The following is a 24,699-nucleotide window of genomic DNA, read 5'->3' as shown; positions in this document are numbered from 1 at the left end:
GAACCCATGATCGAAGTGCTCGCGGCGCTGCAACCGCTGGTCCTCGGTGCGGTGCTGATCTGGTCCGCGCGCGTCAAGCTGTTCAGCCGGCATGCCGCCGCGGCCGCCAACCGGTCGGCGCTCGTCCGGCTGATCGGGCAACGCCGGGCGCTGCCCGCGTACCGGCTGCTCGGCGGCGTCGAGCTGACCCTCGGCGCGCTGCTCATACTGCCACCCACGCTGCGACTGGAGGCGATCGCCGCGACCGTGCTGGCCGTCGGCTTCCTCTCCTACCTGACGTATGCCCGCCGCGTTGCACCGAGCTCCTCCTGCGGCTGCTTGAGCGCGCAACCGATCCCCGTCTCCGGCCGCAGCCTGGCACGGGCCGGGCTTCTGGTGGCGGCGGGCGTCCTCGCCGCGCTGGCCTCCGGCGGCTGGTGGGCGGCGCTCGCCGGACGGCCGCTGCCCGGCGCCGCCGTGCTGCTCGCCGAGCTGGCGGTGGTGGTGGCGCTCTCGCCGGAGCTGGACGCGACCTGGCTGCTGCCGCTACGCCGGCTGCGCGCCCGGCTGACCCACCCACTCCGGGGCGGCTCCGGTTTACCGCTGCTCGCCACCGTGCAGCAGCTCCAGCTCAGCGACTCCTACCGGCGGGTGGCGCCGCTGCTCCGCTCGGACGTGCGGGAGCACTGGGACGACGGTGACTGGCGCTTCGTCGGGCACGCCGCGCTCTACCAGAATCGCCCGGTGACCGCGGTGTTCGCCGTGCCCCTGGCCGACCGGGAGCCGGACGCGGTCCGGGTCGCCGTGGTGGACGACGCCACCGGGCAGACCCTGCTGAGCCTGGCCGGCACGGCGCAGCCCACCGGCCCCCGACTCGCCGTCGTCCCGGCATAGCGGCAGCGGGATGCGCGACGCCGGTGGGAGGTCGGCCGCCTCTCGGACCAGGCGGGATCACCGGGCCCCTGTGGTCCCGCCTGGTCCGGGCCCGAACGACGCACATGGAATGGCAGTCCACATCCGCTGTCTCCGCGCCACCAAGCCCGCATTCCGGCTTCCGTCGACTTCCGCGGTCACACCCGATCGTCAACGTGTAGAGCATGGTTAGGCGTAGCCAGAGGGTGGAGATGCCCTGGGCGGCGGCCCGGGGGCGCTCGCCGATGCACCCCACCACTGCCACCCTGGTCGATCGCAGCAGCCGCTACCTGCGGCGGCGCAGGTGCACTTCAGGGGAAGCCCAGGCCGCCGAGCGGATTGGACCCTCACCGTTGGCCGCATGGTTTGTGCGGCCGACGTACGGGTAGGCGGCACCCGTGATCGCACTGATCGTTGCCCTGTTGCTGCTCTGGCTGGTCCTGGTGATCATCGGGCTCGTGGTCAAGGGCCTGTTCTGGCTCACCGTGGTCGGGGCAATCCTGCTCGTCGCGACTGCGATCGCCGGCTGGGTCCGCAGAAGGGTGTAGGCGGCTCGTCCGGCGTCGGGCGGCCGCGACGCTGCTCGTGTTCCTGGCCACCTTCGTGGCGCTCGCTGCGCTCACCGTGGTCCTCGTAGTGCCCCTGCTGAACGAGCTGGCCCGGTTCGCCCACCATGCACCCGATCTGTTGCGCGAGGCACGGGCAGGGCGCGGGCCAGTCGGCGAACTGCTGGAGCGGTTCCACCTGCGCCGCTACGCCGAGGCCCACGCCGACGAGTTCCGGTGCTTCGGCGGCCAACTCGGCCGCTCGACGGTGGGGCTGGCCCGCGGGACGGCGCAGGGCGTCGCCGGAGTGCTGACCGCGGTGGTGTTGGCGTACCTGATGGTCGGGCAGGCCCCGCAGATCACGACCCGGACGCTGGCCCTGGCCGGTGGCGATCGGGCGGAGCGGCTGCGCCGCATCGGCCGAGAGTCGGCACGCACCATCACCGGCTACGTCAGCGGGAACCTGCTGATCAGCTCATTTGCGGCCCGCTGACCTTCGTGGTGCTCGCGCTCACCGGCGTGCCGTACGCCGCCGTGATCGCACTGTTGGTCGCCATCGCCGACCTGATCCCGATGGTGGGGGCGACTCTCGGCGCGATCGTCGCGGGCGGCGCGGGCTTCCTGCACTCCCCCACCGCGACCGACACCTTCCGGCCGTCGTCATCGAGGAGGTCACGCGGCGTACGCCGGGCGAGGTCACGCGCCGGTGTGGATGTGTGCGCCCCAGAGACTCGGCGTGTCCGGGTACGTCGCACGGCACTCGCGTACGGCCGCGTGCAACGCCGCGGCCGAGCCATGGTGGGCAAGTCCGCGGTAGACGCTCCTGGCGATCAGGCCGGTGACGCGGTCGTTCACACGCCAGAGGGTCCCGATGACCTGCGGATAACCGGCCAGCAGAAACGCCGACGTGATGTGTACGGCCTCGTCGGACAGATGCGTGGCACCGTGTGCGGTCTGGCACGCCGACAGGTACGCCAGCCGCGCGCCGGTGAGGTCCAGCCGCGCGACGTCCTGCACGGTCAACGGATCCTTCTCATGGTCGTGCAACAGCAGTCGTCCCGCCGACGGCTCGCTCTGGTCGCTGATGCCGTGGCAGGCGAAATGGACCTGTGCGTGCCGCGTCATCTCGGCCCGCACCCGCTCCGCCGTCGCCTCGGGGCCGATGAGGCGGAGGGCGGTGTCGAGGCGCATGACTTCCCGCTGTGCGTGGGGTAGCCGTGCGGCGCCGGGGGTGTCGGGCATCGCTACCGCGAGGAGTCCCCGCTCCGTCGCCCCCGCCGCTCGGGCCCGCGCGTGCCGCAACGCGCGCACCGTCGGGGTGTAGGACGAGACCACCCGGTCCAGTACCGAACAACCTGGCCGTTCGTGATGGCCGGCGGCGTGCAGCGGCAGGAACGCCAGTTGCCCCGTCGGCGACCACCAGACGCGCTCCGCAGCGGTCAGCCGGTCCAGGACCGGGTCGGCGAGCGCGTCCCACAGCCACCCGAGGATCCGCGTCAGCGTCTGCTGAGCCCGCCTCTCGTCCGGTCCGGGGGTTTGCGCGACGTGGAGGGCGCGGTGGAACTCCCCGGCCTGTTCGGCAACCCTCGCCGGCGTGATCTCCGGTAGCGGCACGACGTCGGTCCCGCCGGCGGTGAGGATGAGCGCATCGCTCCGGTAGCGGCTGACGTTGATCAGCACGATCGGCCCGGCGGCAGCCTCCGCCCGCAGCGCGTCGAGCGGGGGCGCGGCGAGGAAGTCGGCAGACCCGGGAAGCGCCCGGATGCGCGCGATCAACCCCTCCCATTCCCGGCTCAGACCGTGCCGGCGGTCGGCTTCCCGGCCGGCGTTGTCGAGCCAGTCACCGCCGGCGGGGGCGGCGGAGCCGGGCGCGGACTCCAGGTCCGACCGGAGCCGGTCCACCGCGTCGGCGAGTTCGGGGTGCCGCGCACGCAGCGCGGTCAGGTCCGCCCGCGGGTCGAGCTGTTGGGCGATGAGGATCCCACGTCCCTGTTCGAGCAGGCGAACGGCCTTCGCGGTGTCCCCGGCATGCAGCGCGCAGGCCGCCGCGTCGGTGGCGAGCCCGTCGAAGCGCCCGAGACCGTGTTCCCGATCCCGACGACCCACCCCGTGCGAGGCGATCCGCGGCAGCAGCTCGACCGCGAGTTCGAACCCGGCCAGCGCACGGTGCCAGTCACCGCCGCGAGCCCACGTCCGCCCCCACTCCCGCGCGTCCTCGACCCGCTCCGGCGTCGGGGACAGCGGTGACAGCGCCGCCTCCTGGAACATCGCGGCGATCTCGGCGTCCCGACCCGGCCGCCGCGCGAGCGCGAAACCCAGGTTGCTCAACCGCCTCGGCCTGGCCGCGCTCGTTGCCGGAGCGGCGTCCGCCGCCTTCCGCAGCAGACCGATCGCCTCGTCGAGTGACGCCGCGTCTCCGGTGCGGTCGAAGCGTTGCCGCAGCGCGATGCCGAGGTCGTTCCAGAACGACGACTCGTCTGGACTACCCGGGCGTACGGCGGCGATCGCCTCCCGCAGCAGGCTGACGGCCTCGTCGTACTCTGTCGCGCGCCCGAGCGCGTTGCTGAGATTGCGCAGCATCCCGGCCCGATGCGGATGCGTCGGTGGGGTGGCCGCGACGGCGGCGCGGAACGCGTCGGTCGCCTCGGCGAGGACCGGTCCGACGCCCGTACGGTCGTACCGGCTCAGCAGGATGCCGCCCAGCGAGTTGAGGTGGTTGGTGCGGTCCGGATGGCCCTCGGGAAGCAGGGCGACGGCACGCCGACACGCCGTCGCCGCCTCGTCGAGGGCAACCGTGTCGCCCGTGCTGGTGTGCCGATTGAGCAGGGCCGTTCCGAGCAGATGCAGCGCCCTGGCCCGGGTGACCGTGTGCCCGCCGGTCGCCACGGCAACCCGGAGCAGTTCGACGGCCCGATCGAGGTGCGCGGGATCGCCGGTCCGGTCGAACTCCCGCTGCCGCGCCAGCGACAGCGCGATGGTGCCGCCGCCGAGCCGATGGGCCTCCTCACCGGACTCGATCGCCTGGCGCAGGGCGCTCTCCACACCGGTGGCCTCGTAGAGGCGGCGCCACGCTGTCGACCGGTTGTCGAGGGCCGCGACCCGGACCTCCGGACTGGACGAGGTACGGATGGCCTCGTCGGTCGCCCGGACGGCCTCGCTCAGTGCCGCCGGGTCGTCGGGCCCGTTCAACAGGGTCGCGGCGAGGTTGGTCGACATCGCGGCGAGCCGCGGATCGTCCGGCGCGAGCAGGTCGAGACACCGGCGGCGCAGCGCGAGCGCCTCCGCCACCAGGGAGTCATCGCCCGTACGGGTGGCCAGCTCTTGTGCCGCCTCCGCGGCACGGTCCAGCAAGCCGGGGAAGTTGCGGTCCCGCTCGGGAAGTTCGCGCGATCCGCGTCGTCCGACGTCCACGGCCTCTTTCAGTGCGGCGACGTCCCCGGCCGCCTCGAACCGGTCCGTCAGGGCGGAGCACAGGCCCGCCGTCGCGGCGACCTTGTTCGGGTCGTCCTGTGGCAGCGACCCGGCGGCGTGCCGGAGCATGGCGATCGCCTGGTCGAGCGTGGACGGTTCCCGGGTACGGGCGAAGCGGTTGCGCAGGTCCTCACCGAACACCGCCACGAACGACAGCCGGTCGTCGTCGAGCCTGCCGCCGGCGGCCGCAACGACCTCGTTGCCCAGGTCGGTCAGCCCGACCACGTCCCCACCCGCGGCGCGAACCACCACGTACAGGTTCGTCAGGCACGCGAGCCGTTCCGGTGAACCCGGTACGGTCGCCGCCACGGCGTCTTCCAGCAGCTCGACCGCCTCGTCCGGGCACCCCGCTTCGACCAGGTCGAATGCCTGGTCCTGCCACTCGTCGGCCGTCGTGCCGACCTGGCGCAGCTGCTCCAGCACCCGGGGTGGGACCTGGTCTGCCAACGGGACCAGCAGCCGCGCCGCCCGCCGCGCGTCCCGCGTCGTCCCCGACGCGCCGCGAGCCATGTGTCGGCACAGGTACAGCAGCCCGACGGCGTGGTCGACGGTCGGATCACCGCCCCGGGCGGCCAGCAGAGCGGTCGCGTCGTCGAGGGCGGCGGGTTCGAGCACGGCCTGGCTGTCGCCGTCATCGAGGTACCGTCGCACCCTCGCCCGCACCCGGTCGACCATCCCAGCAGCTTTCCACGCCGACGCAAGCCGTCGAGACGGGAGGCGCGAACCCGCTACCATGGCCCGAAAGTCCGGTGCAGGGCCGAAGAAGGGCAAGGGTGGAGACGCTCGCGCAGGAACAGCTCGCCGTGCTCTGCGCCCGGCTCGACGAGGAGGCCGGCCCGCTCGCCGCAGAGGGCCCGATGCGTACTCTCGCGACGTCGATCGCCGAGCGGGTTCGCGCGGGCGAGGATCCGGCGGCCCTCGCGGAGTGCCTCGACGAACTGGACGACCAACTGCTGCGCGCCGGGTACGCCGGTGGCCTCGGCTCGCACCGGTCGGCGCCGCCGCAGTTGCCCGGCCTCGGCGGCCACCCGGTGCTGGAGGTCATGACATGCCCGGGCGGTCGCTGCGCACGGGTGGCCCGGCCGGGTCGGGACGACACCTGCCGGGTGTTCGGTAGGCCGCTCGAGCCTGTCCGGCTGCGCCCGTGACCAAGCTGTTGGAGACCATCGGCGGCAAACTCGCCGACCGGTGGTGGCAGCTGCTGGTGCTGCCCGGCGCGTTGTATCTCATGGTGGCCGTCGCCGCCCTGCGGTACGGCACCGACATCAGCGGGCTGACCAGGGGCGTCGACCAGTTGGCCGCGGACCCGGCCACGCGGAGCGCGGGCACGCTCGGCGTAGTCCTGCTCGGGTTGGCCGCCGCCGCCGCGCTCGTCGGCCTCGCCGTACGAGCCCTTGGCTCGGTTATCGAACGGATCTGGCTCGCGGAGGCCACCCACCCCGTGACGCGACTGCTCACGCGTCGGCGGCTGCGGCGCTGGGAGGCCGCCGAGCAGCGCTACCAATCCGCGCTGCTGGCGGCCGGCCGGGCGCACGTCACCGGATCGGTCGACGCCACCGCGCTGGCCCGGGACGCGGAGCGCCTCGCGCTGGCCCGCGACCGGATCGCGCTCACCGCGCCGCGCCGCGCGTTCTGGCTCGGCGACCGGATCGACGCGGCGGACCTGCGCGTGCTGTCGGCGTATCACCTGGATCTGGTCTCCGCGTGGCCCCGGTTGTGGCTCGTGCTGCCCGAGCAGGCGCGGGCCGCGCTGCAGGTGGCCCGGTCGGACTTCTCGTCGGCGACCCAACTGGTGGCGTGGGGCGTCGCCTATCTCCTGCTCGGCGTCGCGTGCTGGCCCGCGCTGCTGGTCGGTGCCGGGACGGCGGTGGTCGGTTGGCGCCGGGGACGGGCCACCGGCTCCGTCCTCGCCGAGTTGCTGGAGTCAGCGGTGGACGTGCACGGCCGCGATCTCGCTGCCACGATGGGCGTCGACTGTCCGCAGCGGCTCACCCGGGACGTGGGTGAACAGCTGACCTCGTTGCTCCGCAAGGACAACTGGACGGAAGGCGATCGGCCGTGAACAGGGATCAGCTTCTCGACGCCATCCGCGCGCGGCTCGCCCGCTACACGACCACCGGGGACACTCGCCCGATCCTGGAACCGGCCGCGGCACGGGAGGCGGATCGGCTGCTGGCGTCCGTCGCGAATCCCGAGCGCGACATCGACGTGTGCTACGTCGTCGGTGGGCTGTACTGGTGCCGCTGGGGCGAGCAGGGCAACGGACAGGACACGCCCGACTTCCAACGCACGATCGAGTTGATGGTCCACGTGCACCGGGAGCGGCCGGAGCTGGTGCCACGGATGCTGGCCGACATGTTCGACCGGACCGGGCACACGACGAGCGCGCTCCGTGCCGGAGCCGCGTCGAACGAGGGCAACCGGCGGTTCGAAGAACACCAGCGGACGGGTGACCGGGCCGCACTCGACGAGGCGGTCGCGTTGCTGCGCCAGGCGGCGCGAGCGCCCGGCCGGGATCCCGACCGGCAGCGTCACGACGCGATGATGTTCTCGCTCGCGCTGCACCAGGTGGCGCAACTGGACAATGATCCACAGGCGGCCACGGAACTGATCTCGTGGCTGCGCGAGGTGCTCGCCGACGAACCGCCCGACCCGGCGCACTTCCTGGCACTGCTGGTCTCGGCCCTGACCTACCGGTTCGCGGCCACGCGCGATCCCACGGATCTCGACGACGCGGTCACCACCGGCAGCCGGTTGTTCGCCATGACGGAAGAACCGTCACATCGGGGCGCGGTCTGCATGGCCGGCGGGCTCTGGCTGCGGCACAACGGCCACCCGGAGCGAATCGGCGAGGTCGCCGGGCTCACGCTGGCCTGTCTCGCGTCCGGGCCGACGGCGGGTCAGGAATGGGTCGCCCAGCTCAGCACCGTCCTGGCCGGTCTGCTGGAGGTTGTCGACCGGGAACCCGCGCTGCTGGACCGCACGATCGAACTGTGCCGTGAATTCAGTACGAGCGTCGGCGCCGACCCGATGTCCGGACGGCAGGGCCTGCTGATGGCGCTGCGACAGCGGTACCAGGCGCGAAGCTGGCCCGGCGATCTCGACGAGTGCATCGACCTCGGGCGGTGGGTGGTGGGCACGCTCCGGACCGACGACCCGGCGTACCAGTCCCAGGTCGCCGGGCTCTCGGTGGATCTCGGCAACCGCTTCCGGACGACGGACCGCCGGAAGGATCTCGACGAGGCGATCGCCCTGGGCCGGCAACTGGTCGCCGCCACGCCGCAGTGGGAGGATCTCAACAACCTGGCGGCGTGGCTCGCGGACCGCTACCAACTGACGGGCGACGTGGCCGATCTGGAGGAGGCCGTCACGCTGCTGCGCCGGGTGGTGGCGGCCGGTCCCGCCGAGGCGGGTCCGCTGCGGAGCCTCGCCGCGGTGCTGGAGCTGAAGCATCACCGCACAGGCGAGTTCGCGGCGCTCGACGAGGCGCGGTCCCTGTACCGCCGTGCGGCGGAGTTGTAGCACACGCCCGCGGGCCGCCCAGATCAGAGGCATGGTCGAGGCGCGGTGGGTTGCCCATCTGCGAGATGGGAGCCTACGGCGACGTCGCCGTCTTCCGCACATCGGTGACGCACAGTTCGTCGTAGTCCCACCAGGCATTGCGATGGCCCGTGCCCGGTAGGTGGCGCACCATGGAGAGATCAGCGTCCGGTGGAACATCGATCACGGCCAGCCCGAACTTGCCGGTACCCATGACGCCGAGGGCGGTGAATTTGTCCAGGATGGCTTCTACGCCAGCATCGAGCGGACCGATCGGGCTGTCGGATGCAAGCAGCACCCGTATCGCGCAGTAGCCAGATGCCTCAAGTTTCTCCTGCGCCCACAGCTGGCCTGTCGGGCCGCCCTGATGTGCAACCCTGTGACCGGGTGGTGTTGGCGGCGTTGTCGCGGCTGCTGCCCCGCGCCCGGTGGTCGGCGTTCTTCGTCACCCCGGCGACGCCGTTGCGCCGGCACCGGCAGTTGCTCGCCCGGCACTGGACCTACCCACATACACCGCGCGGCCGGCGACCCGTCGACAGGGAGATCCGTGAGCTGGTGTTGCGCCTGGCCCGAGAGAATCCGACCTGGGGGCATCGGCGCGTGCAGGGCGAACTCATTGGTCTGGGCTACCGGATCGCGGCCAGCACCGTGTGGAAGATCCTGCACCGCGCCGGCGTGGACCCGGCACCACGCCGGGCGGGCCCGACCTGGCGACAGTTCCTGACCGCCCAGGCGCACACGATCCTGGCCTGCGACTTCTTCACGGTCGACACCGTGCTCCTCAAACGGATCTACGTGCTGTTCTTCGTCGAACTCGCGACTCGCCAGGTACAGGTCGTCGGTGTCACCGCACATCCGACCGGTGCCTGGGTGACCCAGCAGGCGCGGAACCTGCTCATGGACCTCGGCGACCGGGCCGACGGGCTGCGGTTCCTGCTGCGAGATCGGGACACGAAGTTCACCGTCGCCTTCGACGCGGTGTTTGCCGCCGCGGGCATCGACATGATCCGAACACCACCGCAGGCCCCAAGGGCGAATGCCTTTGCGGAACGCCGGGTCGGCACCGTACGTCGCGAGTGCACCGACCGGATCCTCATCGCCGGCGAACGGCACCTGGCGGGCGTCCTGACCGAGTACACCGCACACTACAACCGCCACCGGCCGCACCGATCACTCGACCAGCGGCCACCGAACCCACCGCCACATGTCGTTGACCTCACCACCGCCCGGGTCCAACGACACCCGATCCTGGGCGGCCTGATCAACAAATATTCGCAGGCAGCGTAGCCGAACCGCATTTACGAGCCCGACAGGCTGACCGTCGCGGCTGACCTGCCGATCGGCGACGGGTGGGGCTGATCGGTGGGCGTCTTGGTGTTTGGTCACGACATCCGGAGCTGCCGATGTGAGGCGTCGTCGAGGCAGCGTGGCGCTGCTTCCCCGGCCAGGTCGGAAGGTGGCCGAAAGATTCCTGTGGCTCGCCGGCGAGGGCCGAGGAGAGCGCGGGCGCTGAATACCAGATCCTCCGCTTGCGCGGAGTTCCCGAATCGAACGGAATAGCAGGAAGCGCCCGCATGGCCTCGGCCGTCGCCGCTTACGCAGGGATCAGCTCACTGAGCCGATCGAGAGTATATGCCTCCGACCCATCCGGTAGGTCCTCAGGCGCCTCGATGCCGATGAACGTGATCGGCTCGTCTGGCAACCGGCCGTCCCACGTCATTACCTCGGCCCGCGCGCGCCACCGGTCGACAAGGTAGGACACGGTGAGGTATCGCCGCTCCATCAGTGCCCGTACCCGGTCGGCCGTGGTGAACGTGTTCTCCTCCAGCCGATTGAATGACGGCGTACCCCGGAGGTACAGGTGCAGCCACACGGCCTGCCAGCCACGCTCGCTCCTGGCGAACACCATCGGCAGCGCGACCCGGCCCTGGCCACGCAGGTGCGAGCGCGCCCGCACGGTCCGTGCGTCGAATGGGGCGCCGCGCTGGTCCCGTGTGCGGGTCTGGTACCCGAACATCGACTCGGCGACCTCGTCGAACGACTCGCCCGCATAGATGTTGACCTGCGGAACCACATAGTGCCCGCGGGCTGTCAGGGGCACGTCGATGAACTCGGTCGCACCGTTCGTCGCGTCGGTGATGTCGCCGGAATGCACCACGCCGTTGTGGTGGTAGTTCGTCCAGGACACCTGGCCCGCGGTGTGGAACTCGTCATCGAGCAGCAGCACCGACAGGTCGTAGTCGGTGCGACGACTGGTCTGGCGCCAGTATGTGAAGAAGCGCAGCAGCTCACCGGACACCGACGCCCGCGAGCCCCTCGGCAGGACCGCGAAACCGCCTTCGGCCTGTACGGTGCCAAAACTCTGTTTCAGGCTTGTGAGCTGCGAATTTGCGAGTAGCTCACGCTGCCCAGGACGCGGCGCCGCCGGATTGGCTTGTCGATCGTGACGACCACGCCGGGGTTGTAGTCGGGTGGATGCTGGTTCAGGCTCTGGTGTGGCCGGTGCCGGTCGAAGTGGTCCTCATAGTCGCGTAACACGGTACGGGCGTGATGTTCGTTGTAGATCAATATCCGGTCGGTGCAGTCGGCCCGGACACTGCGCACGAAGCGTTCCGCGAACGCGTTCGCCCTGGGGGTGCGTGGCGGAGTCTTCACCACGTCGATGCCTTCGGTGGCGAGCACCGTGTCGAACGACGCGGTGAACTTGGCGTCGCGGTCGCGGATCAGGAACCGGAACGGTGTCATGCGGTCACCGAGGTCGAGCAGCAGGTTGCGGGCCTGCTGGGTAGTCCAGGCGGCGGTCGGGTGGGCGGTGACGCCGAGGATGTGCACCCGTCGGGTCGTGATCTCCATGACGGACAGCACATGCAACCGGCGCAGCGTGACGGTGTCGATGTGGAAGTAGTCGGTCGCCAGCAGGCCGGACGCCTGCGGGTGCAGGAACGTCCTCCAATTGGTGTCGATCCCGGGTGGGGCAGGACCGTGCTTCGAGCTGGCGAGGATGCGACGGATGGTGCCAGCGCCGACCCGATGGCCGAGCTCGACGAGTTCGCCTTGGATGCGCCGGTGCTGCTAGCCGGGATTCTCGCTGGCCAAGCGCAGGATCAGGTCCTGGAGGTCGTCGCTGATCGGTGGTCGTCCGGGATGGTTCGGGTAGGTCCAGTGCCGGCGGACCAGCCGGCGGTGCCAGGCCAGCAGGGTGGCTGGGGTAACGATCCGATGCCTCCAGAGTTTCCGTGGCAGTGCCCGGACCAGCGCGGACAACACCGCCCGCTCCGGCCACGACAGGCGCGGCCGACCGACCTGACGGCGTAGCACCGCCACCTCATGGCGCAGCACCAGCAACTCTGCGACCAGCGCGGACTCGCTGCACGTGGCCAGCGGCAACCAGCCGAACATCCGCACCGCACTCAGGTACAGCAGCCGAACCAACACGCCTGCCATCCTGCGTCCTTGTCGCGAAACAGCAGCTCACACCCTGTGCGACGAGTTTTGGCACGGTACAGGCCGGGTCTGCGGTGATGCCCGCGGCCCGGTAGACGGCCAGGATCGCCCGGTCCAGGGCGGCCCGCTCGGCGGGTGGCGGCTGCTGGCCCAGCAGCACCGCGATCAGGGTGTGCAGGAACAGCCCTCGGCGGGTGAGGACGTCCGGCCGGGTGTCTCCGGCCGGCAGGTCGAAGGGGTTGACCTTCACCCCGGCCACACCGAGGCGGACCACGGCGCCGCCGACGGCGTCGGTCGCTCCGTTCTCAATATTTCTGCTCCGACCGCTTGGTTTTCTCAGTCAATCTTCTGCTGTCTCACGCCACCCGGCCGGCGTCTCACCGAAGGCGGCCCGATCGTCGCCGGACAGGCCAGATTCAGTGAGACGACCGCGATGTAGGCGGCGTCCAATGCCTCATGCGCCACCCTTGGGCCAGAGCAGCGGTCAGGAGGTGTGGCGCAACAGGGCGTCCACGACGGCTGGCCACGTCACGCGCGGCACGCCCTGGCCGATGCCGGACAGTGTGAGCAGCGTGGCGCCCGGGATCTCCGCGGCCAGCACGACCCCGTTCCGGTGTGGGAAGAACGGATCCTCGTCCCCGTGGATCACCAGGGTCGGCGCGGTGATCTCGCCGAGCCGCTGGCGCCACCGCGGCTGGCAATCGATGGCCGCGAACATGCTGCCGAGGTGGCTCGCACGCTGCGCCTTCGCCGTGCGTCCCGCTCGGTCGAAGACTGACCCGGCAGCCGCCCGTACGTCCTGTTCGTTGAATCCTCTCGATCCGGACATCAGCCGCGCGGAGCTGGTCATGTAGTCGACCACGCTGTTCCGATCGGTCCAGTCCGGCTTCGGACGCCCGAACAGCTTCTCCATCATCTCCGGCGCGTGGTCGGGCAGGTCGGGATCGACCGGACCGGGCGCGACCGGACGGGTGGAGACCAGCGTCAGCGACGCGACTTGGTCGGGATGGTCGAGCGCGAGCAGTTGCGCGATGAAACCGCCGACGCCCATCCCGACCACGTGCGTACGCCCCAGATCCAGCGCCACCAACAGCTCGGACGCGTCGGTCACCAGGTCGCGCAGGTCGTAGGTGGGCGTGTCCGGGTCGACGAACGTCGACTGGCCGGCGTCGCGTAGGTCGTAGCGCACCACATACCGCCCGGCCAGCGCCGCGCACAGCTCGTCCGGCCAGCTCAGCATGGTGACGCCAACCAGCAGCACCGGCGGATCCGCCGGGTTCCCGAAGGTCTCCACGCACAACTCGACACCGTTGACATTGATCCGCATCTCCCGCGCCTTCCGAGTCATCTACTGAGACTAAGAGCGACCGGCAATAGGGCGTAAGTTCGGTCAGAAGATCACACCAGGGCAGCAAGCGGGCACAGGCATCAACGATCATGTGAGTTCTCTACGCTCGGTGATCGACAAGGATGCCCGTGCCCGCGATCCCATCATCTCTGCTGGAGCGAGCCCGTGTGGGTCCAGTTCGACGCGCTGCTGCCCGAGCGGCCGGAGTTCGACCCGACCCACCCGCTGGGCTGCCACCGGCGGCAGGTACCCAACCGGGTCGTGTTCGCCCACGTCGTTGACGCCCTGGTCCACGGCTCCGGATACGAACGCATCGCCACCGAGGCGTGCTCGGACCGCACCTCCACGGCAGCGGATAGCCCGCGCCCGGCTCCCCGATCGCCACCGGCTCCGGGGTGGGCACGGTGGCGGCGTCGGCCAGTTCACGCGCGGCCTCGGCCTCCGCCATCAGCGACGCGCGGGCCTGCGCCAGGTCGTGACCGACCAGCGGGAAGCGGGCGGCCAGGTCGTCGCCGATCCGGAAGATCGCGTTCACAGTCCCGGGCGTGCGCAGCTCGGTGACCGGCAGTCCGCGCCACTGAGGGAACTGCACCTCAACCAGCCGGCGGACGGTCTGCGCGTCGACGTGGAGCTGGTCGGCGTGCATCGTCATGCCGCCATCCTCCCGTAGGCGGCCGCGGGTGTCCTCCGACTTTCGCGCGGCAGGCTCGGCGCCGTCATCGCCCGACCAGCCGCCAGCGCCCGGTCGAGACGACATCCACCTTGTCGCCGCGGACCCGGATCCCGGAGTTGTCGTCGAGCAGGTAGAGCGGGAAGTCCACGCTCGCCGCCAGCCGGTCCGCCCAGGCCTCGTCGCGGTTGGGGAAGGACGGGGAGTCGAGGTGCGGCTTGACGTACCAGTCGAACAGCGGGCAGGCCGGCTCGATCCGCTCCTCGCCGAGGAGGTGGAGGTCGGCCAGGTCACCGAGCAGGTCGGCCGCCCGCTCGTCGAAGCGCCGGCTGAAGATCATCGAGCCAGCGCTGGTGCCGACGTACACCTTCTCGCGCAGCAGCCTCGGGAACGCCTGGGACAGGCCGGCGCGGGCGATGCTCTGAGCGAGATGGAACTGGTTGCCGCCGGTGACCCACCAGACGTCGGCCCTGCCCAGACGTCCCTCCAACACGTCCCGCGGCAGGCCGTTGAGGTCGAGCACGTCGAGCTCGCCCCAGCCCATGCCGTGCAGGTCGGCGAGCGCCTCGACGAACCAGCCGTGGTCGCCGGGTTCGCCGAGCGAGGCGGTCACGATCGCGGCGACCCGGGCCTCGGCGCAGGGCTTGCCCAGCAACTCCGCAAACGCCTGTCGCAGTGTGTCGTTGGCCAGTCCGTTCGAGGTCAGCAGCATTCGCACGGCTCCAATTCTGTCGCACGCCGGCCAGAGACGGTGTGGCCGGCCGGTCAGGCGGTGTACAACTCGGAGATCGGGCGACCAGCGTGTTGACGAATGCGTCCGGAGTCCCGCCCTGCCGCGCTGATCTTGTAGGCGACACCTCGCACGAACGGCTCGGTCGCATCAGGAAGACTGGCGGCCATGGCTGACCTGAGCGACCCGAAGACCGCGCTGCACAAGTACCTCCAGGGGACTCGCGAGAACCTGATCTGGAAGCTCGACGGGCTGAGTGAGCGCGAGGCCAGACTGCCCCGCACCCCGACCGGCAACAACCTGCTGGGAGTCCTCAAGCACTGCCTCCATGTCGAAGCCGGCTACTTCGGGCCTACCTTCGGGCGCGAGTTCCCGACACCCGAGGAACTGGTCCCCGTCCAGGTGCTCGAGGACGATCCGCAAGCATGCTGGTACGCACGGGAGGACGAGACGAAAGATGGGCTGATCGACCTTTATCGCCGTGTCGGGGTCTTCGCGGACCAGACCATCGAACAGCTACCGCTCGACGCGCCGGGGCGGGTGCCGTGGTGGGGGCCCGGTGGACAGGGCGTGACGCTGCAAATGATCATCGTCCACGTGATCAGCGACCTCGCGCGTCACGCGGGTCACGCCGACATCATGCGCGAGCAGCACGACGGGGCGATCGGCGTGCGGCGGGAGAAAACCAACGTCCCCCACGACCATGACTGGCCGGCGTATGTCACCAAGCTGACGAAGCTCGCTGACCAATTCGAGTAGCCGCCCGGTCCGTCGATACGACGGTGAGGTGCGCATCCGCCCATCGGCAAAGGCGTGCACTGGGCTGCCCCCAGTACGCGTCCGCACGGTCACTGTGGCGAGTTCGGCGACCTTACCCGTGGTGTAGAGAACCAGGTTCGACGTTGCCGTTAGGTGAGAGTCAAACCGATCACGCGGCCAGTCGGGGCCTGCTCGCGGTGACGGCGACCACGGCGAGCAGGAACACCGTGTACATGGTTAGCACCGGCGGCAGCATCTTGATCGAGTCCTCGAGCTGCCGGTACGCGCCGTCGACCAGGCCCGGATCCCACCAGCTCATGGTCGACAGGTACCACAGCGGCGCATTATGCCGCGGGGCGCGCTCAGGCGGCAGCGCGGTGAACACATACACGGCGGTGACCGCGTCGAGCAGCAGCAGCGCCCCCATCCCGCTGCTGAGCCGACCCGCCGGCCGGCTCCTGCCCCGAGGTGATCTCGGTCGTCATCTGGCGTCTCTCCCTTGATCGGTCGATCAGCCGCTATTTGTACAGTCCCGCGCTGGGCCGGGATGATCCGGCGGATCGCTGCTCGCCGCGCGTCACCGCTCCGGCGGGTGGCTGCGTGCCGACCTGGGTGGGCAGCACGCAGCCAGCGCTCAGCGAAGTGTGCCGAGGTCGATGGCCTCAGCCATCGCGCGGTAGCCCGCGTCCGACGGGTGCAGGTGGTCGCCCGAGTCGTACGACGGGTTGATCCGTTGCGGGTCGGCCGGGTCACGCACCACCGCGTCGAAGTCGACGACGGCATCGAAGTCGTCACTCGTGCGGATGAACTCGTTCACGGCCTGCCGCACGTTGTCCCGTTCCTCGGTGTAGGAGCGCCATCCCTTGGTCGGCGTGATGGTTCCGACGACGATCCGCAGGCCCTGGGCGTGTGCCTGGGCGGCGATCTGCCGCAGGGCGAGTTTCAGGGTCTCCGCGTCGGGGTGTGCGAGGTTGAGGATGTCGTTGACCCCCTCGAGCACGATCACCGTGCGCGCCCCGGACGTGGTCAGCATGTCCCGGGACAGGCGGGCGAACGCGTTCGGGCCACCGATCCCTGTTCCGGTGCTGCTGTCCAGGATCCGGTTGCCGCTGATGCCGCTGTTGACCACGCCGAGCTTGGTGGGTCCCGGCTCGGCGGCGAGCCGGTCGGCGAGAACGTCGGGCCACCGCAGGTTCGCGTTGATGGTCGACCTGTCCCCGTCGGTGATCGAGTCGCCGAAGGTCACCACCGCGCCGCGCGAGGTGGTGGACCGGACGTCCACGCCGGTCACGTAGTACCACGCCGTAGTCGGCCGGGTGAACGCGGCGCCCTGCTCGTCCGCCGCATGGTCGCCGTCCGCGGTGATGAACGACGTCTGGTACGAGCGCGGGTGCTCGGTCACCGGGCCGGACGGCGTCGGGGTGTAGACGGTCACCAGCAGGTCCGCGTCTGCCGGCACGGCAAGGGAGATCGGGTCGGTGAGCGCTTCACCGCCGGCCGGGATGGTCACCGACGGCGCGCCGCTGAAGGTCAGCTCGCGCATCGTGCCGGCGACCGCCTCCGGTGCGTCGGGCTTGGTCGCCACCGCCAGGGTCGCTCGTCCCATCAGGACCGGCGCCGTGCCGAGCGCGTTGGACAGGCGCACGCGGACCGCGTCGCCACCCACGCTGGTGTGCACCACGTTGCGGATCGAGTGGTTCGGCATGCCCTGGTCGGCACCGGGCGTCGTGCGCGCCATGGCCGTCTGCCAGGTGCCTACCCAGTGGCCGGGCGGGCGGCGGTCGAGCTTTCCCAGGTCAACGACCGCCGCCATCGCCTGGTAGCCGGCGTCCTTCGGGTGCAGGTGGTCGCCGGAGTCGTACTCCGCCCGTAGCCGGTTCGGCGTCGCGGGGTCCCGCAGCGCGGCGTCGAAGTCGGCCACCGCGTCGAACGCGCCGCCGTCGCGGATGAAGTCGTTGACCGCCTGCCGTACGCCTTCCAGTTCCTCGGTGTAGTTGCTCGACCCGCCGAACGGCGTGAGCGTGCCACCGGTGACCCGTAGCCCCTTTGCCTTGGCCTGAGCCGCAAGCTGGCCCAATGCCGCGATGATTTGCGACGGCTCGTGGTGCTGTGGCTGGCCGCCGATGTCGTTGATGCCCAACAGGACGACCACCGAGCGCACGCCGGTCGCGGTCAGTACATCGCGGTCCAGCCTGGACAGGGCGTTGGGGTTCCATGTGTTGTTGAGCAACCGATTCGAGCTGACGCCGGCGTTGAGCACGCCGAGCCGGGTCGACCCAGGCTCAGCGATCAGCCGGTCGGCCAGGTAGTCCGGCCAGCGGTGATTCGCGTTCCGGGTCGAGTTGTTGCCATCGGTGATCGAGTCGCCGAGTGTGACCACTGTGCCCTCGGCATCTCCCAGGACGTCCACGCCGCTCACGTACGGCCAGAAAGTGATCGTCTGGGTGAACGCGGCACCGGACTCGTCGGCCGCGTGATCGCCGGTTTGCGACAGGTACGAAGTCTGGTTGGCCACTTGGTGATAGGTCACCGGCCCGGACGGCACCGGGGTGTACACGCTGACCAGAAGGTCGCCGTCTTCCGGCACGGCAAGGGCGATCGGGTCGCTCAGCACCTCGCCGCCGGCCGGGATGGTCACCGACGGCGCGCCACCGAAGGTCAGCTCGCGCATCGTGCCCGCGAGCGCGTTCGGCGCGTCGGGCGCATCGGCGACCGCGACCGTCACCGCGTCCATCCGCACCGCCACTGTGCCGAGGACGTTGGTCAGTGAGACCCGCACACCCGCACCACCAACGCTGGTGTGCACGACGTTGCGGATGGTCCGGTCCGCATATCCGGTGGGGAGGTTGGGCACGGTGCCGGAAGCCGAGGCCGACCAGGTGCCAACCCAGCCATCCGGCGGTGCCGTCGACTGGGCGTTCTGGCCGGCCGCAGAGGCCGGGCTCGTCAGGCCGAGCACCAGCGCGAGCACGGTGCTGGCGGTTTGCGTCATTCTCCGAATGTAGGACATGGGATCTCCTCCCGATCGACAACGAGTTTGCTCCCCGCCCCCGTCGCGGTCAACAGGTGACCGGCTTTCCGTCCGATCGCGACTTACCTTGCTCGCCAGGTGCGTCATAGCGCGCAAATTGATCGACGTAGGCAGATCGTCGCGGGACGGTAGGCAGCAATGGGGCTTGCGGTAAGCGACCTCGGACGTAGGATGTCCGGCAACGTTTCTTACGTGTGACGAGAGGTGGGCGGCACGGGCAGAGCCGCGGACGATCCACGAGCGCAACAGGTGCGACAACCGGCAACTCCGGCTCACCTGCCGTTCGACACGATCCGCCAAGTGGTGACCAGTGGAGGTATCGCATTCATGACCAGACAGAGACACTGCCGGAGACACCATCGATGGTTGTCCATTGCGGCAATCGCGGCGATGGTCGGCGCCTTGCTCACCCCCGGCACCGCGCACGCCGCCGAGCCGTACCACGAGGAGCAGGCGGTCTACACGGCAAGAACGGACGGGCATTTCTGCTTCCGGATCCCGGCGATCGTGAAGGCCACCAACGGAGACCTGCTGGCGTTCGCCGAAGGCCGGATCAACAACTGTGACGACAGGGGCGACATCGACCTGGTGCTGAAGCGGTCCCACGACGGCGGTCGCAGCTGGGGGCCGCTGCAGGTCGTGTCGCGCGGCAACGGCGACACGCACGGTAACCCGATGCCGATCGTGGACGAACGAACCGGTCGGGTCGTGCTGTTCACCACCCACAACCCGGGCACCGGGAGCGGTGGCCGCGTTCCGTTCCTGCAGATCAGCGACGACCACGGAGCGACCTGGAACGCGCCGCGGGAGATGACCGAGCTGATGCAGCCGGAGTGGACAGCCTGGTACGCCACTGGCCCGGTGCACGCGATCCAGCTCAAACGCGGCCCGCACGCCGGGCGGCTGGTGATGAGCGCCAACCATGAGTCCTTCGCGCCCGACGGGCGCCGCATCGCCGGCATCCACCTCGGGTACAGCGACGACGGCGGCGAGACCTGGCACCTGGGTGCCAGCGCCGGTGGCGCCGCCAACGACATCTTCGTCAACGAGTCAACGCTGGTGGAGCTGACCGACGGGCGGATCTACGTCAACGTGCGGGAAGCCGGCACGGCTGAGGGCACCCGGGCGTACGCGGTCTCCAGCGACGGCGCCGAAGGCTTCGACGCGCCGTTCCAGATGGTGCCCGAGCTGATGATGCCGGTCGTGCAGGGAGCGCTGCTGCGCCTCACCGCCACCGACGAAGGCGACGCGCGGGACCGCATCCTGTTCTCCGGGCCCGCCAACCCCGGCAAGCGCGAGGCCCTGACGATCCGGTCCTCGTACGACGAGGCCCAGACGTGGGAGACCTGGCAGGAAGGCAAGGTTATCAGCTGGGGTCCGGGCGGGTACTCCGACCTCGTCAAGATCGAGACCGACCCGGTCGCGGGCCCCGTGGCCGGGGTGTTGTACGAAGGCGGCGTGGCCGCCCTGTACGAGGTGGTCCAGTTCGTCAGGTTCAACGAGGCGTACCTCGACACCCCGAACGGTTCGCCGCCGGACCTGCCGCCGCCACCGGCGCCGGGACCGACGACCCCAGACGCGTCACCACGCTACGACAACACCGCCTACGTCCGCGGCGGCGTGACGCTGACCGAGGGACGGTACGGCACCGGGATCGCGCTCGACGGCGTCGACGACCACGTGGAGGTGCCGTACAACCCGGACGTCGACCTTGGGGACGACCAGTTCACGATCATGACATGGTTCCGGTACAGCGAAACCACCGGCAACATCGTGATCTGGTGGTTCCACCAGGTGGGTACGGGAGCCGCGCAGATCTGGCTGCGGGCCGAACCGGCGAGCAACCGCATCCGGGGTGTCGTCGGCACCGGCCAGGGCGACGCGAACATCACCATCGCGGGCGCGTACAACGATGGGCTCTGGCACCACGTCGCCATGCAACGCACGGCAACCCGCGTCATGGTCTTCATTGACGGCGCCACCGTCGCCGACCTGGCCGCCCCCCGCGGCTCGGTGACCACCGGCAAGGAGTTCGGCATCCACAGCATCTACCTCGGCCGGCGGGTCGACGGCCTCAACAACCCGTTCCGCGGCACCCTCGACGAGTTCCGCATCTACGGCCGCGCCCTCACCCCCGAGGAGTTGCGGGATATCCGGGAACACAACGTCCCGATCGCCGGCCAGCTCCGGCTCCGCCTCCCGTTCGCGACTATCAACCCCCAGCGCTAGCCACAGCGTCGGTGCCCCGCCAGCGGTCATCTGGCGGGGCACCGCCACCTGCGCCGGATGCATTCACAGATCACGCGTTGACGGCTGTCTCTGTCGATGGCCGCCAGGTACTCGGACAGAGCCGCGGAGCCGGCGGCCGCACCGACCACAGCCGGCGCCGGGTCAGCATGACCTGCGTCGAGCAGCTCTGGGCGCTCCCTTACGGCGGCTACGCACCGCTTGCCGGGCACGAGCCGTGGCTATAGGCCCATCTCCCCTACCAGGTGGGGGGCAACCCGAGCCTTCCCGCTTCCTCTGGTACCCCTCTCCCCCGGTCGCTGCCAAACGGCTGCGAGCGCTCATCGACGAGGGGTACACGTCGCTGGTCAAAGTCGAGTTCGACGCCACACCCTCAACCGGTCGCTGGCGGCAGCGCGGACGCGGTTTGTCCACCTCCGTGAACCGTGACATGGGATGTCCGCTTGACGTATGGAACACAGGCGACACCAGCAGGCCAGCGGGCGGAGCCGCGTGTACATTGCTCCTCAGCGGGGTGTGCTTGCCCGGACGTAGGATGTGCGCCAGCCGCGGTAGAGCCTGGAGGCACGGGATGGCCAGACGCAACGGCGAGACGGTTCAGGACCGCATCGTGGCCCTGATCCACGATCGTCAGCTCCAGCCCGGCGCTCCGATGCCGACCGAAACGCAGCTCATGGACCTGATGGGCGCGAGTCGCAACAGCGTACGCGAGGCGGTCCGGGCGCTGCAGGCGCTGGGCATCGTCGAGATCCGCCACGGGTTCGGCACCTTCGTCGGCCGAGCTTCACTTGACGTGCTCGGCACGTCGCTGGAGTTCCGGATCCGCTCCGGCCCGCATGGCGTCCGCGCGCTCCATGACCTCGTGGAGGTGCGGGAGATGCTGGAGACCGCGCTCGTCGCGCGGGTCGCCGGCTCGACCAGTCCGAGCCGGCTGGCGGCGCTCGACGCCCTCGTGACCGCGATGCAGAACGATCTCGAAGCGGACCGCGCCTTCCACGCGCTGCTCTACGAATCCTGCGGCAACGAGCTCGTGCTGCAGCTGATCGACCTGTTCTGGCAGGTCTACCACCAGGTTGAGCCGCTGCTGGGAGCGCCGGAAGAGCGCATGGATGTGACGGTGGGCAACCACCGGCGGATCGTTGATGCGCTGCGCGCCCGGGACGCGTCCGCGGCCCAGGAGGCGATGCAACGGCACTTCCGCGACGTCAAGGAGCGCATCGCCCGTGCCGAATCGGCGCAGGCGGCGAAGCCGCTCGACAGCGAAGCGGCCTGAGCCGGGTCGGGTCAGCGCCAACTGTCCTCTCTTCCACACAGCACCACCGCGGTCGAGGCAGGTGGACTCGGTCAGTGTTGCCCCAGGCGGGCCAGCCGGGCGCGTACGCCGTCGAAGTGCGCGCGCATCGCCGTCGCGGCCAACGCGCGGTCCCCCGTGATGACGGCCGTGTAGATGTCGCGATGCTTGCGAGCCACGTCGGCGGGCGTCTCGTCGGGCGGGCCGAGGTCGTCGCTCAGCTGGTGATAGACCTCCCAGAAGGCGCCGAGCAGGCTGCCCACGAGCGGGTTACCCAGGGGGTGGTAGAGCACGTCGTGGAAGCGGCGGTCGGTCTCCGGGGAGACCGGGCCCACCAGCGCCTCGGCCTCCATCTGTGCTATGACGTCGCGGGCCGTGGCGAGGCGGGTCGTCAGGTCGCCCTCGCCCCGCAGGTCGATCAGGCGTTGCACTAGTCCGCTCTCCAGGATCTCGCGGATCTCGATGAGGTGCTCGAGGTGGTTGCGCTCGTCCTGCAGGGTGATGCGGCTGTGGAACGCCAGCTCGTCGACGAGGCCGTTGAGTGACATGCGCCCGACGAACATCCCGAAGCCATGGCGGATGTCGACGATCCCGACGGCCTGAAGGACCTTGAGCGCTTCCCGGACCGAGTTGCGGCCGATGCCCAGCTCCTCCATCAGCTCGGACTCGGTCGGCAGCGGGTCCCCTGTGGTCAACCCGCGCTGCAGAATGATGCCCTTGACCGCTTCCTGCACCTCGACGGCACGGCTGAGCCGACGGCGCCCGTCCGCGGGACCGCGGCGTACGGTGGCGGGCTGGTCGGAGGCGTCGCCAGTGCGTTGACGATCAGGACGAAACACCACGGACATCTCCCGGTCATTTGCTCTTGACTGGGGGCGAGCTCGACCCCTAGCCTCCACTTTAAGACGTGGGACGTAGGACGTCCAACGTGATGGCTCGAAGAGATCAATTCAAGGCGAAGCCAGATACCCCACAGGAGGCACCGTGAGCGCTCCGGTTTCTCGGCCAGTTTTCAGCCGCCGCGACTTTCTGCGCTACAGCGGAACGGTGAGCGCCGCGGCGGCCATCTCCGCCACCCTCTCCGCCTGCAGCGGCCCCGCGTCCACCAGTTCGGCGGGGGCCGGCGGCGACAAGGGCCTCGTGACCGCCGTCATCGGATACGGCAACAACCAGAGCTGGGATCCGACCATGACCGCGTCGGCCTTCTCCATGGCCGCCATCAACCACATCTACGAGGGACTGGTCGACACCGACCCGATCACCCGCGAGCCCTACCCGGCCCTGGCCACCGCCCTGCCGGCCGACACCTCGGCGACCACGTGGAAGTTCACACTGCGGCAGGGAGCCAAGTGGCACGACGGCCAGCCGGTCACAGTCGACGACGTGCTCTTCACCTTCCAGCGCATCCTCGACCCGGCAGCCAAGACGCTCACCTACTCCTTCTTCGGAACCTGGCTCAAGGAGGCGCGCAAGGTCGACGACACGAGCGTCGAACTGGTCTTCAACTTCCCGTTCCCCGACGCCCTGCAGCGCCTGGCGATCGCCAAGATCATGCCGAAGCACGTCTTCGGCGCACCCGGCGGCTGGGACGCGGCCAAGGGCGGCAAGGCGGTCGGCTCCGGCCCCTACAAGATGGTCGCGCACAACCCGAAGTCCAACACCGTGCTCGAGGCGTTCGCCGACTACAACGGCCCCCGCAAGCCCGTCATCAAGAAGATGAACTGGCTGTCCATCGTCGATGCGCCAGCCCGGGTCGCGAAGATCTCCGGCGCCAGCGCCGAGGCCCAGATCGCCGACAACATCCCGTACGCCAACATCGACCAGCTGCGCAGCGGTGGGCTGACCGTCGAAGGCGGCAAGGGCATGAACCACATGTTCCTCATGTTCAACACGGCCCAGAAGCCCTTCGACGACGTGCGTGTGCGCCAAGCGCTCCTCTACGCCATCGACACCAAGAAGATGATCGACGTGGCGCTCAAGGGCCACGGCACACCGGCCACGAGCTTTCTCAACGAGCAGAATCCGTCGTACGCCAAGGCGAAGACCGCCTACAACTACGATCCCGCGAAGGCGAAGGCCTTGCTGGCCGCCGCCGGCGTGACGAACCTGTCCGTCACGCTGATGGCGGTGAACGTCAGCTGGATCGCCGACTGCCTGCCCACCATCGCCAACTCCTGGCAAGCGGTCGGCATCAAGACCACGCTCGAACCGCAGGACACCGCCGCGCTCTTCACCAAGATGGACCAGTCGCAGTCCTACCAGGTGGTCGCGGCGGCGTCGAACCCGAACCAGTTCGGCCTGGACGCGGACCTGATCCTCCGCTACAACTACACCTCCGGCGGCACCTGGATGAAGTACACCAAGTGGGACACCAGCCCGGCGGCCAAGAGCCTGTTCGCGCTGATGGACAAGGCCACCCAGGAGCCCGACCGGACGAAGAAGCTGGAGCTGCTGCACCAGTACCTCGACGTCATCGCGGAGCAGGCAGTGCTCTACCCCGTCCTGCACACGGAGCTGATGACCGCCTGGGATCCGAAAAAACTCACCGGAGTCCGGCCGCAGGCATACCCGGGCATCAACCTGCTGCAGGCGCAGCGCGTCTGACCCCTCGTGGGGGGGGGGGGGCGCGCCCGCCCCCCCCCCCCCCCCCCCCCCCCCCGCGGGGGGGGGGGGGCTTTACAGTAGGGGTTGTGGCCGGAAGACGCGGCCCCCCCCAAATGAAACACGAGACC

Annotated in this window: 21 protein-coding genes and 3 pseudogenes; 13 read left to right on the top strand and 11 right to left on the bottom strand. The window is 69.9% G+C overall.

What is annotated here, in order from left to right:
- Positions 1 to 6: 6 nt before the first annotated feature.
- The 3 genes from AB0I41_RS30190 to AB0I41_RS30180 all read left to right on the top strand — a co-directional run bounded on the left by AB0I41_RS30190 (position 7) and on the right by AB0I41_RS30180 (position 1,929).
- Positions 7 to 873: a MauE/DoxX family redox-associated membrane protein gene (locus AB0I41_RS30190; protein WP_357113986.1), complete on the top strand. Its 867-nt coding sequence runs from the start codon at positions 7 to 9 to the stop codon at positions 871 to 873.
- Between the two features lie 416 nt (positions 874 to 1,289).
- On the top strand, positions 1,290 to 1,439 hold the full coding sequence (locus AB0I41_RS30185) for a hypothetical protein (protein ID WP_357113985.1): 150 nt from the start codon (positions 1,290 to 1,292) through the stop codon (positions 1,437 to 1,439).
- Positions 1,440 to 1,476: 37 nt separating this feature from the next.
- On the top strand, positions 1,477 to 1,929 hold the full coding sequence (locus AB0I41_RS30180) for a hypothetical protein (RefSeq protein ID WP_357113984.1): 453 nt from the start codon (positions 1,477 to 1,479) through the stop codon (positions 1,927 to 1,929).
- 203 nt (positions 1,930 to 2,132) lie between these two features.
- Here AB0I41_RS30180 and AB0I41_RS30175 read toward each other — a convergent pair whose 3' ends face one another.
- A complete protein-coding gene (locus AB0I41_RS30175; RefSeq protein ID WP_357113983.1) occupies positions 2,133 to 5,582 on the bottom strand; it encodes a CHAT domain-containing protein in 3,450 nt (1,149 codons plus the stop codon).
- 98 nt (positions 5,583 to 5,680) lie between these two features.
- Between AB0I41_RS30175 and AB0I41_RS30170 the strand changes: the two genes are divergently transcribed.
- Genes AB0I41_RS30170 through AB0I41_RS30160 form a run of 3 tightly spaced genes read left to right on the top strand, consistent with a single transcriptional unit; the run spans position 5,681 to position 8,429 of the window.
- A complete protein-coding gene (locus AB0I41_RS30170) occupies positions 5,681 to 6,055 on the top strand; it encodes a hypothetical protein (RefSeq protein ID WP_357113982.1) in 375 nt (124 codons plus the stop codon).
- Positions 6,052 to 6,969 carry a hypothetical protein gene (locus AB0I41_RS30165; protein ID WP_357113981.1) on the top strand — a complete coding sequence of 306 codons (918 nt, stop codon included), beginning with the start codon at positions 6,052 to 6,054 and terminating at the stop codon, positions 6,967 to 6,969. The genes AB0I41_RS30170 and AB0I41_RS30165 overlap by 4 nt, the downstream gene beginning before the upstream one ends.
- Positions 6,966 to 8,429 carry a hypothetical protein gene (locus AB0I41_RS30160; RefSeq protein WP_357113980.1) on the top strand — a complete coding sequence of 488 codons (1,464 nt, stop codon included), beginning with the start codon at positions 6,966 to 6,968 and terminating at the stop codon, positions 8,427 to 8,429. The genes AB0I41_RS30165 and AB0I41_RS30160 overlap by 4 nt, the downstream gene beginning before the upstream one ends.
- A 73-nt stretch (positions 8,430 to 8,502) precedes the next feature.
- Here AB0I41_RS30160 and AB0I41_RS30155 read toward each other — a convergent pair whose 3' ends face one another.
- Complete coding sequence (locus AB0I41_RS30155; RefSeq protein ID WP_357113979.1) at positions 8,503 to 8,745, bottom strand: hypothetical protein; 243 nt, start codon at positions 8,743 to 8,745, stop codon at positions 8,503 to 8,505.
- A gap of 89 nt (positions 8,746 to 8,834) precedes the next feature.
- Between AB0I41_RS30155 and AB0I41_RS30150 the strand changes: the two genes are divergently transcribed.
- Positions 8,835 to 9,734: an integrase core domain-containing protein gene (locus AB0I41_RS30150; RefSeq protein WP_357113978.1), complete on the top strand. Its 900-nt coding sequence runs from the start codon at positions 8,835 to 8,837 to the stop codon at positions 9,732 to 9,734.
- Between the two features lie 307 nt (positions 9,735 to 10,041).
- Here the strand turns inward: AB0I41_RS30150 and AB0I41_RS30145 are convergent.
- The 5 genes and pseudogenes from AB0I41_RS30145 to AB0I41_RS30125 all read right to left on the bottom strand — a co-directional run.
- Positions 10,042 to 10,866: pseudogene (locus tag AB0I41_RS30145) on the bottom strand (hypothetical protein); the annotation flags it as partial.
- Entirely contained in the window at positions 10,815 to 11,279 is a 465-nt protein-coding gene (locus tag AB0I41_RS30140) for an integrase core domain-containing protein (RefSeq protein ID WP_357113977.1), read from the bottom strand. The gene AB0I41_RS30140 and the pseudogene AB0I41_RS30145, both read right to left, overlap by 52 nt.
- 240 nt (positions 11,280 to 11,519) lie before the next feature.
- Positions 11,520 to 11,891, bottom strand: coding sequence for a hypothetical protein (locus AB0I41_RS30135; RefSeq protein ID WP_357113976.1), 372 nt, complete (start codon positions 11,889 to 11,891; stop codon positions 11,520 to 11,522).
- A gap of 61 nt (positions 11,892 to 11,952) precedes the next feature.
- Positions 11,953 to 12,183 (bottom strand): annotated as a pseudogene (locus tag AB0I41_RS30130) (conjugal transfer protein TraC); the annotation flags it as partial.
- A gap of 192 nt (positions 12,184 to 12,375) precedes the next feature.
- Positions 12,376 to 13,239 (bottom strand): alpha/beta hydrolase, encoded by an 864-nt coding sequence (locus AB0I41_RS30125; protein WP_357113975.1) that lies wholly within the window; start codon positions 13,237 to 13,239, stop codon positions 12,376 to 12,378.
- A gap of 128 nt (positions 13,240 to 13,367) precedes the next feature.
- Between AB0I41_RS30125 and AB0I41_RS30120 the strand changes: the two are divergent.
- Positions 13,368 to 13,581: pseudogene (locus tag AB0I41_RS30120) on the top strand (IS5/IS1182 family transposase); the annotation flags it as partial.
- A gap of 133 nt (positions 13,582 to 13,714) precedes the next feature.
- Positions 13,715 to 13,909, top strand: a complete 195-nt coding sequence (locus AB0I41_RS30115; RefSeq protein WP_357113994.1) for a hypothetical protein — start codon at positions 13,715 to 13,717, stop codon at positions 13,907 to 13,909.
- A gap of 46 nt (positions 13,910 to 13,955) precedes the next feature.
- Here AB0I41_RS30115 and AB0I41_RS30110 read toward each other — a convergent pair whose 3' ends face one another.
- Positions 13,956 to 14,621 carry a Type 1 glutamine amidotransferase-like domain-containing protein gene (locus AB0I41_RS30110; protein ID WP_357113993.1) on the bottom strand — a complete coding sequence of 222 codons (666 nt, stop codon included), beginning with the start codon at positions 14,619 to 14,621 and terminating at the stop codon, positions 13,956 to 13,958.
- A 186-nt stretch (positions 14,622 to 14,807) separates the two neighbouring features.
- On the opposite strand from AB0I41_RS30110, the gene AB0I41_RS30105 reads away from it, so the two are divergent.
- Entirely contained in the window at positions 14,808 to 15,398 is a 591-nt protein-coding gene (locus AB0I41_RS30105; RefSeq protein ID WP_357113974.1) for a DinB family protein, read from the top strand.
- A 169-nt stretch (positions 15,399 to 15,567) separates the two neighbouring features.
- Here the strand turns inward: AB0I41_RS30105 and AB0I41_RS30100 are convergent, their stop codons facing one another.
- Positions 15,568 to 15,825 (bottom strand): hypothetical protein, encoded by a 258-nt coding sequence (locus AB0I41_RS30100; protein WP_357113973.1) that lies wholly within the window; start codon positions 15,823 to 15,825, stop codon positions 15,568 to 15,570.
- Positions 15,826 to 16,032: 207 nt separating this feature from the next.
- Positions 16,033 to 18,855, bottom strand: a complete 2,823-nt coding sequence (locus AB0I41_RS30095) for an SGNH/GDSL hydrolase family protein (protein ID WP_357113972.1) — start codon at positions 18,853 to 18,855, stop codon at positions 16,033 to 16,035.
- Between AB0I41_RS30095 and AB0I41_RS30090 the strand changes: the two genes are divergently transcribed.
- Positions 18,796 to 20,658, top strand: coding sequence for a sialidase family protein (locus tag AB0I41_RS30090; RefSeq protein WP_357113971.1), 1,863 nt, complete (start codon positions 18,796 to 18,798; stop codon positions 20,656 to 20,658). The two genes, AB0I41_RS30095 and AB0I41_RS30090, sit on opposite strands and share 60 nt — an antisense overlap.
- A gap of 589 nt (positions 20,659 to 21,247) precedes the next feature.
- Positions 21,248 to 21,949, top strand: a complete 702-nt coding sequence (locus AB0I41_RS30085) for a FadR/GntR family transcriptional regulator (RefSeq protein WP_313721095.1) — start codon at positions 21,248 to 21,250, stop codon at positions 21,947 to 21,949.
- 71 nt (positions 21,950 to 22,020) lie between these two features.
- Here AB0I41_RS30085 and AB0I41_RS30080 read toward each other — a convergent pair whose 3' ends face one another.
- Entirely contained in the window at positions 22,021 to 22,815 is a 795-nt protein-coding gene (locus AB0I41_RS30080; protein WP_357113970.1) for a FadR/GntR family transcriptional regulator, read from the bottom strand.
- 199 nt (positions 22,816 to 23,014) lie between these two features.
- Here AB0I41_RS30080 and AB0I41_RS30075 point away from each other — a divergent pair, with 199 nt between their 5' ends.
- The gene (locus AB0I41_RS30075; protein WP_357113969.1) at positions 23,015 to 24,571 is read left to right on the top strand and encodes an ABC transporter substrate-binding protein; all 1,557 of its coding nucleotides are present in this window, start codon (positions 23,015 to 23,017) and stop codon (positions 24,569 to 24,571) included.
- The last annotated feature ends 128 nt before the right edge of the window (positions 24,572 to 24,699 follow it).

The organism is Micromonospora sp. NPDC050200 (genome assembly GCF_040656135.1).
In the GTDB taxonomy this organism is placed as follows: domain Bacteria; phylum Actinomycetota; class Actinomycetes; order Mycobacteriales; family Micromonosporaceae; genus Micromonospora.
This window is presented reverse-complemented; position numbering and strand designations above follow the sequence as displayed.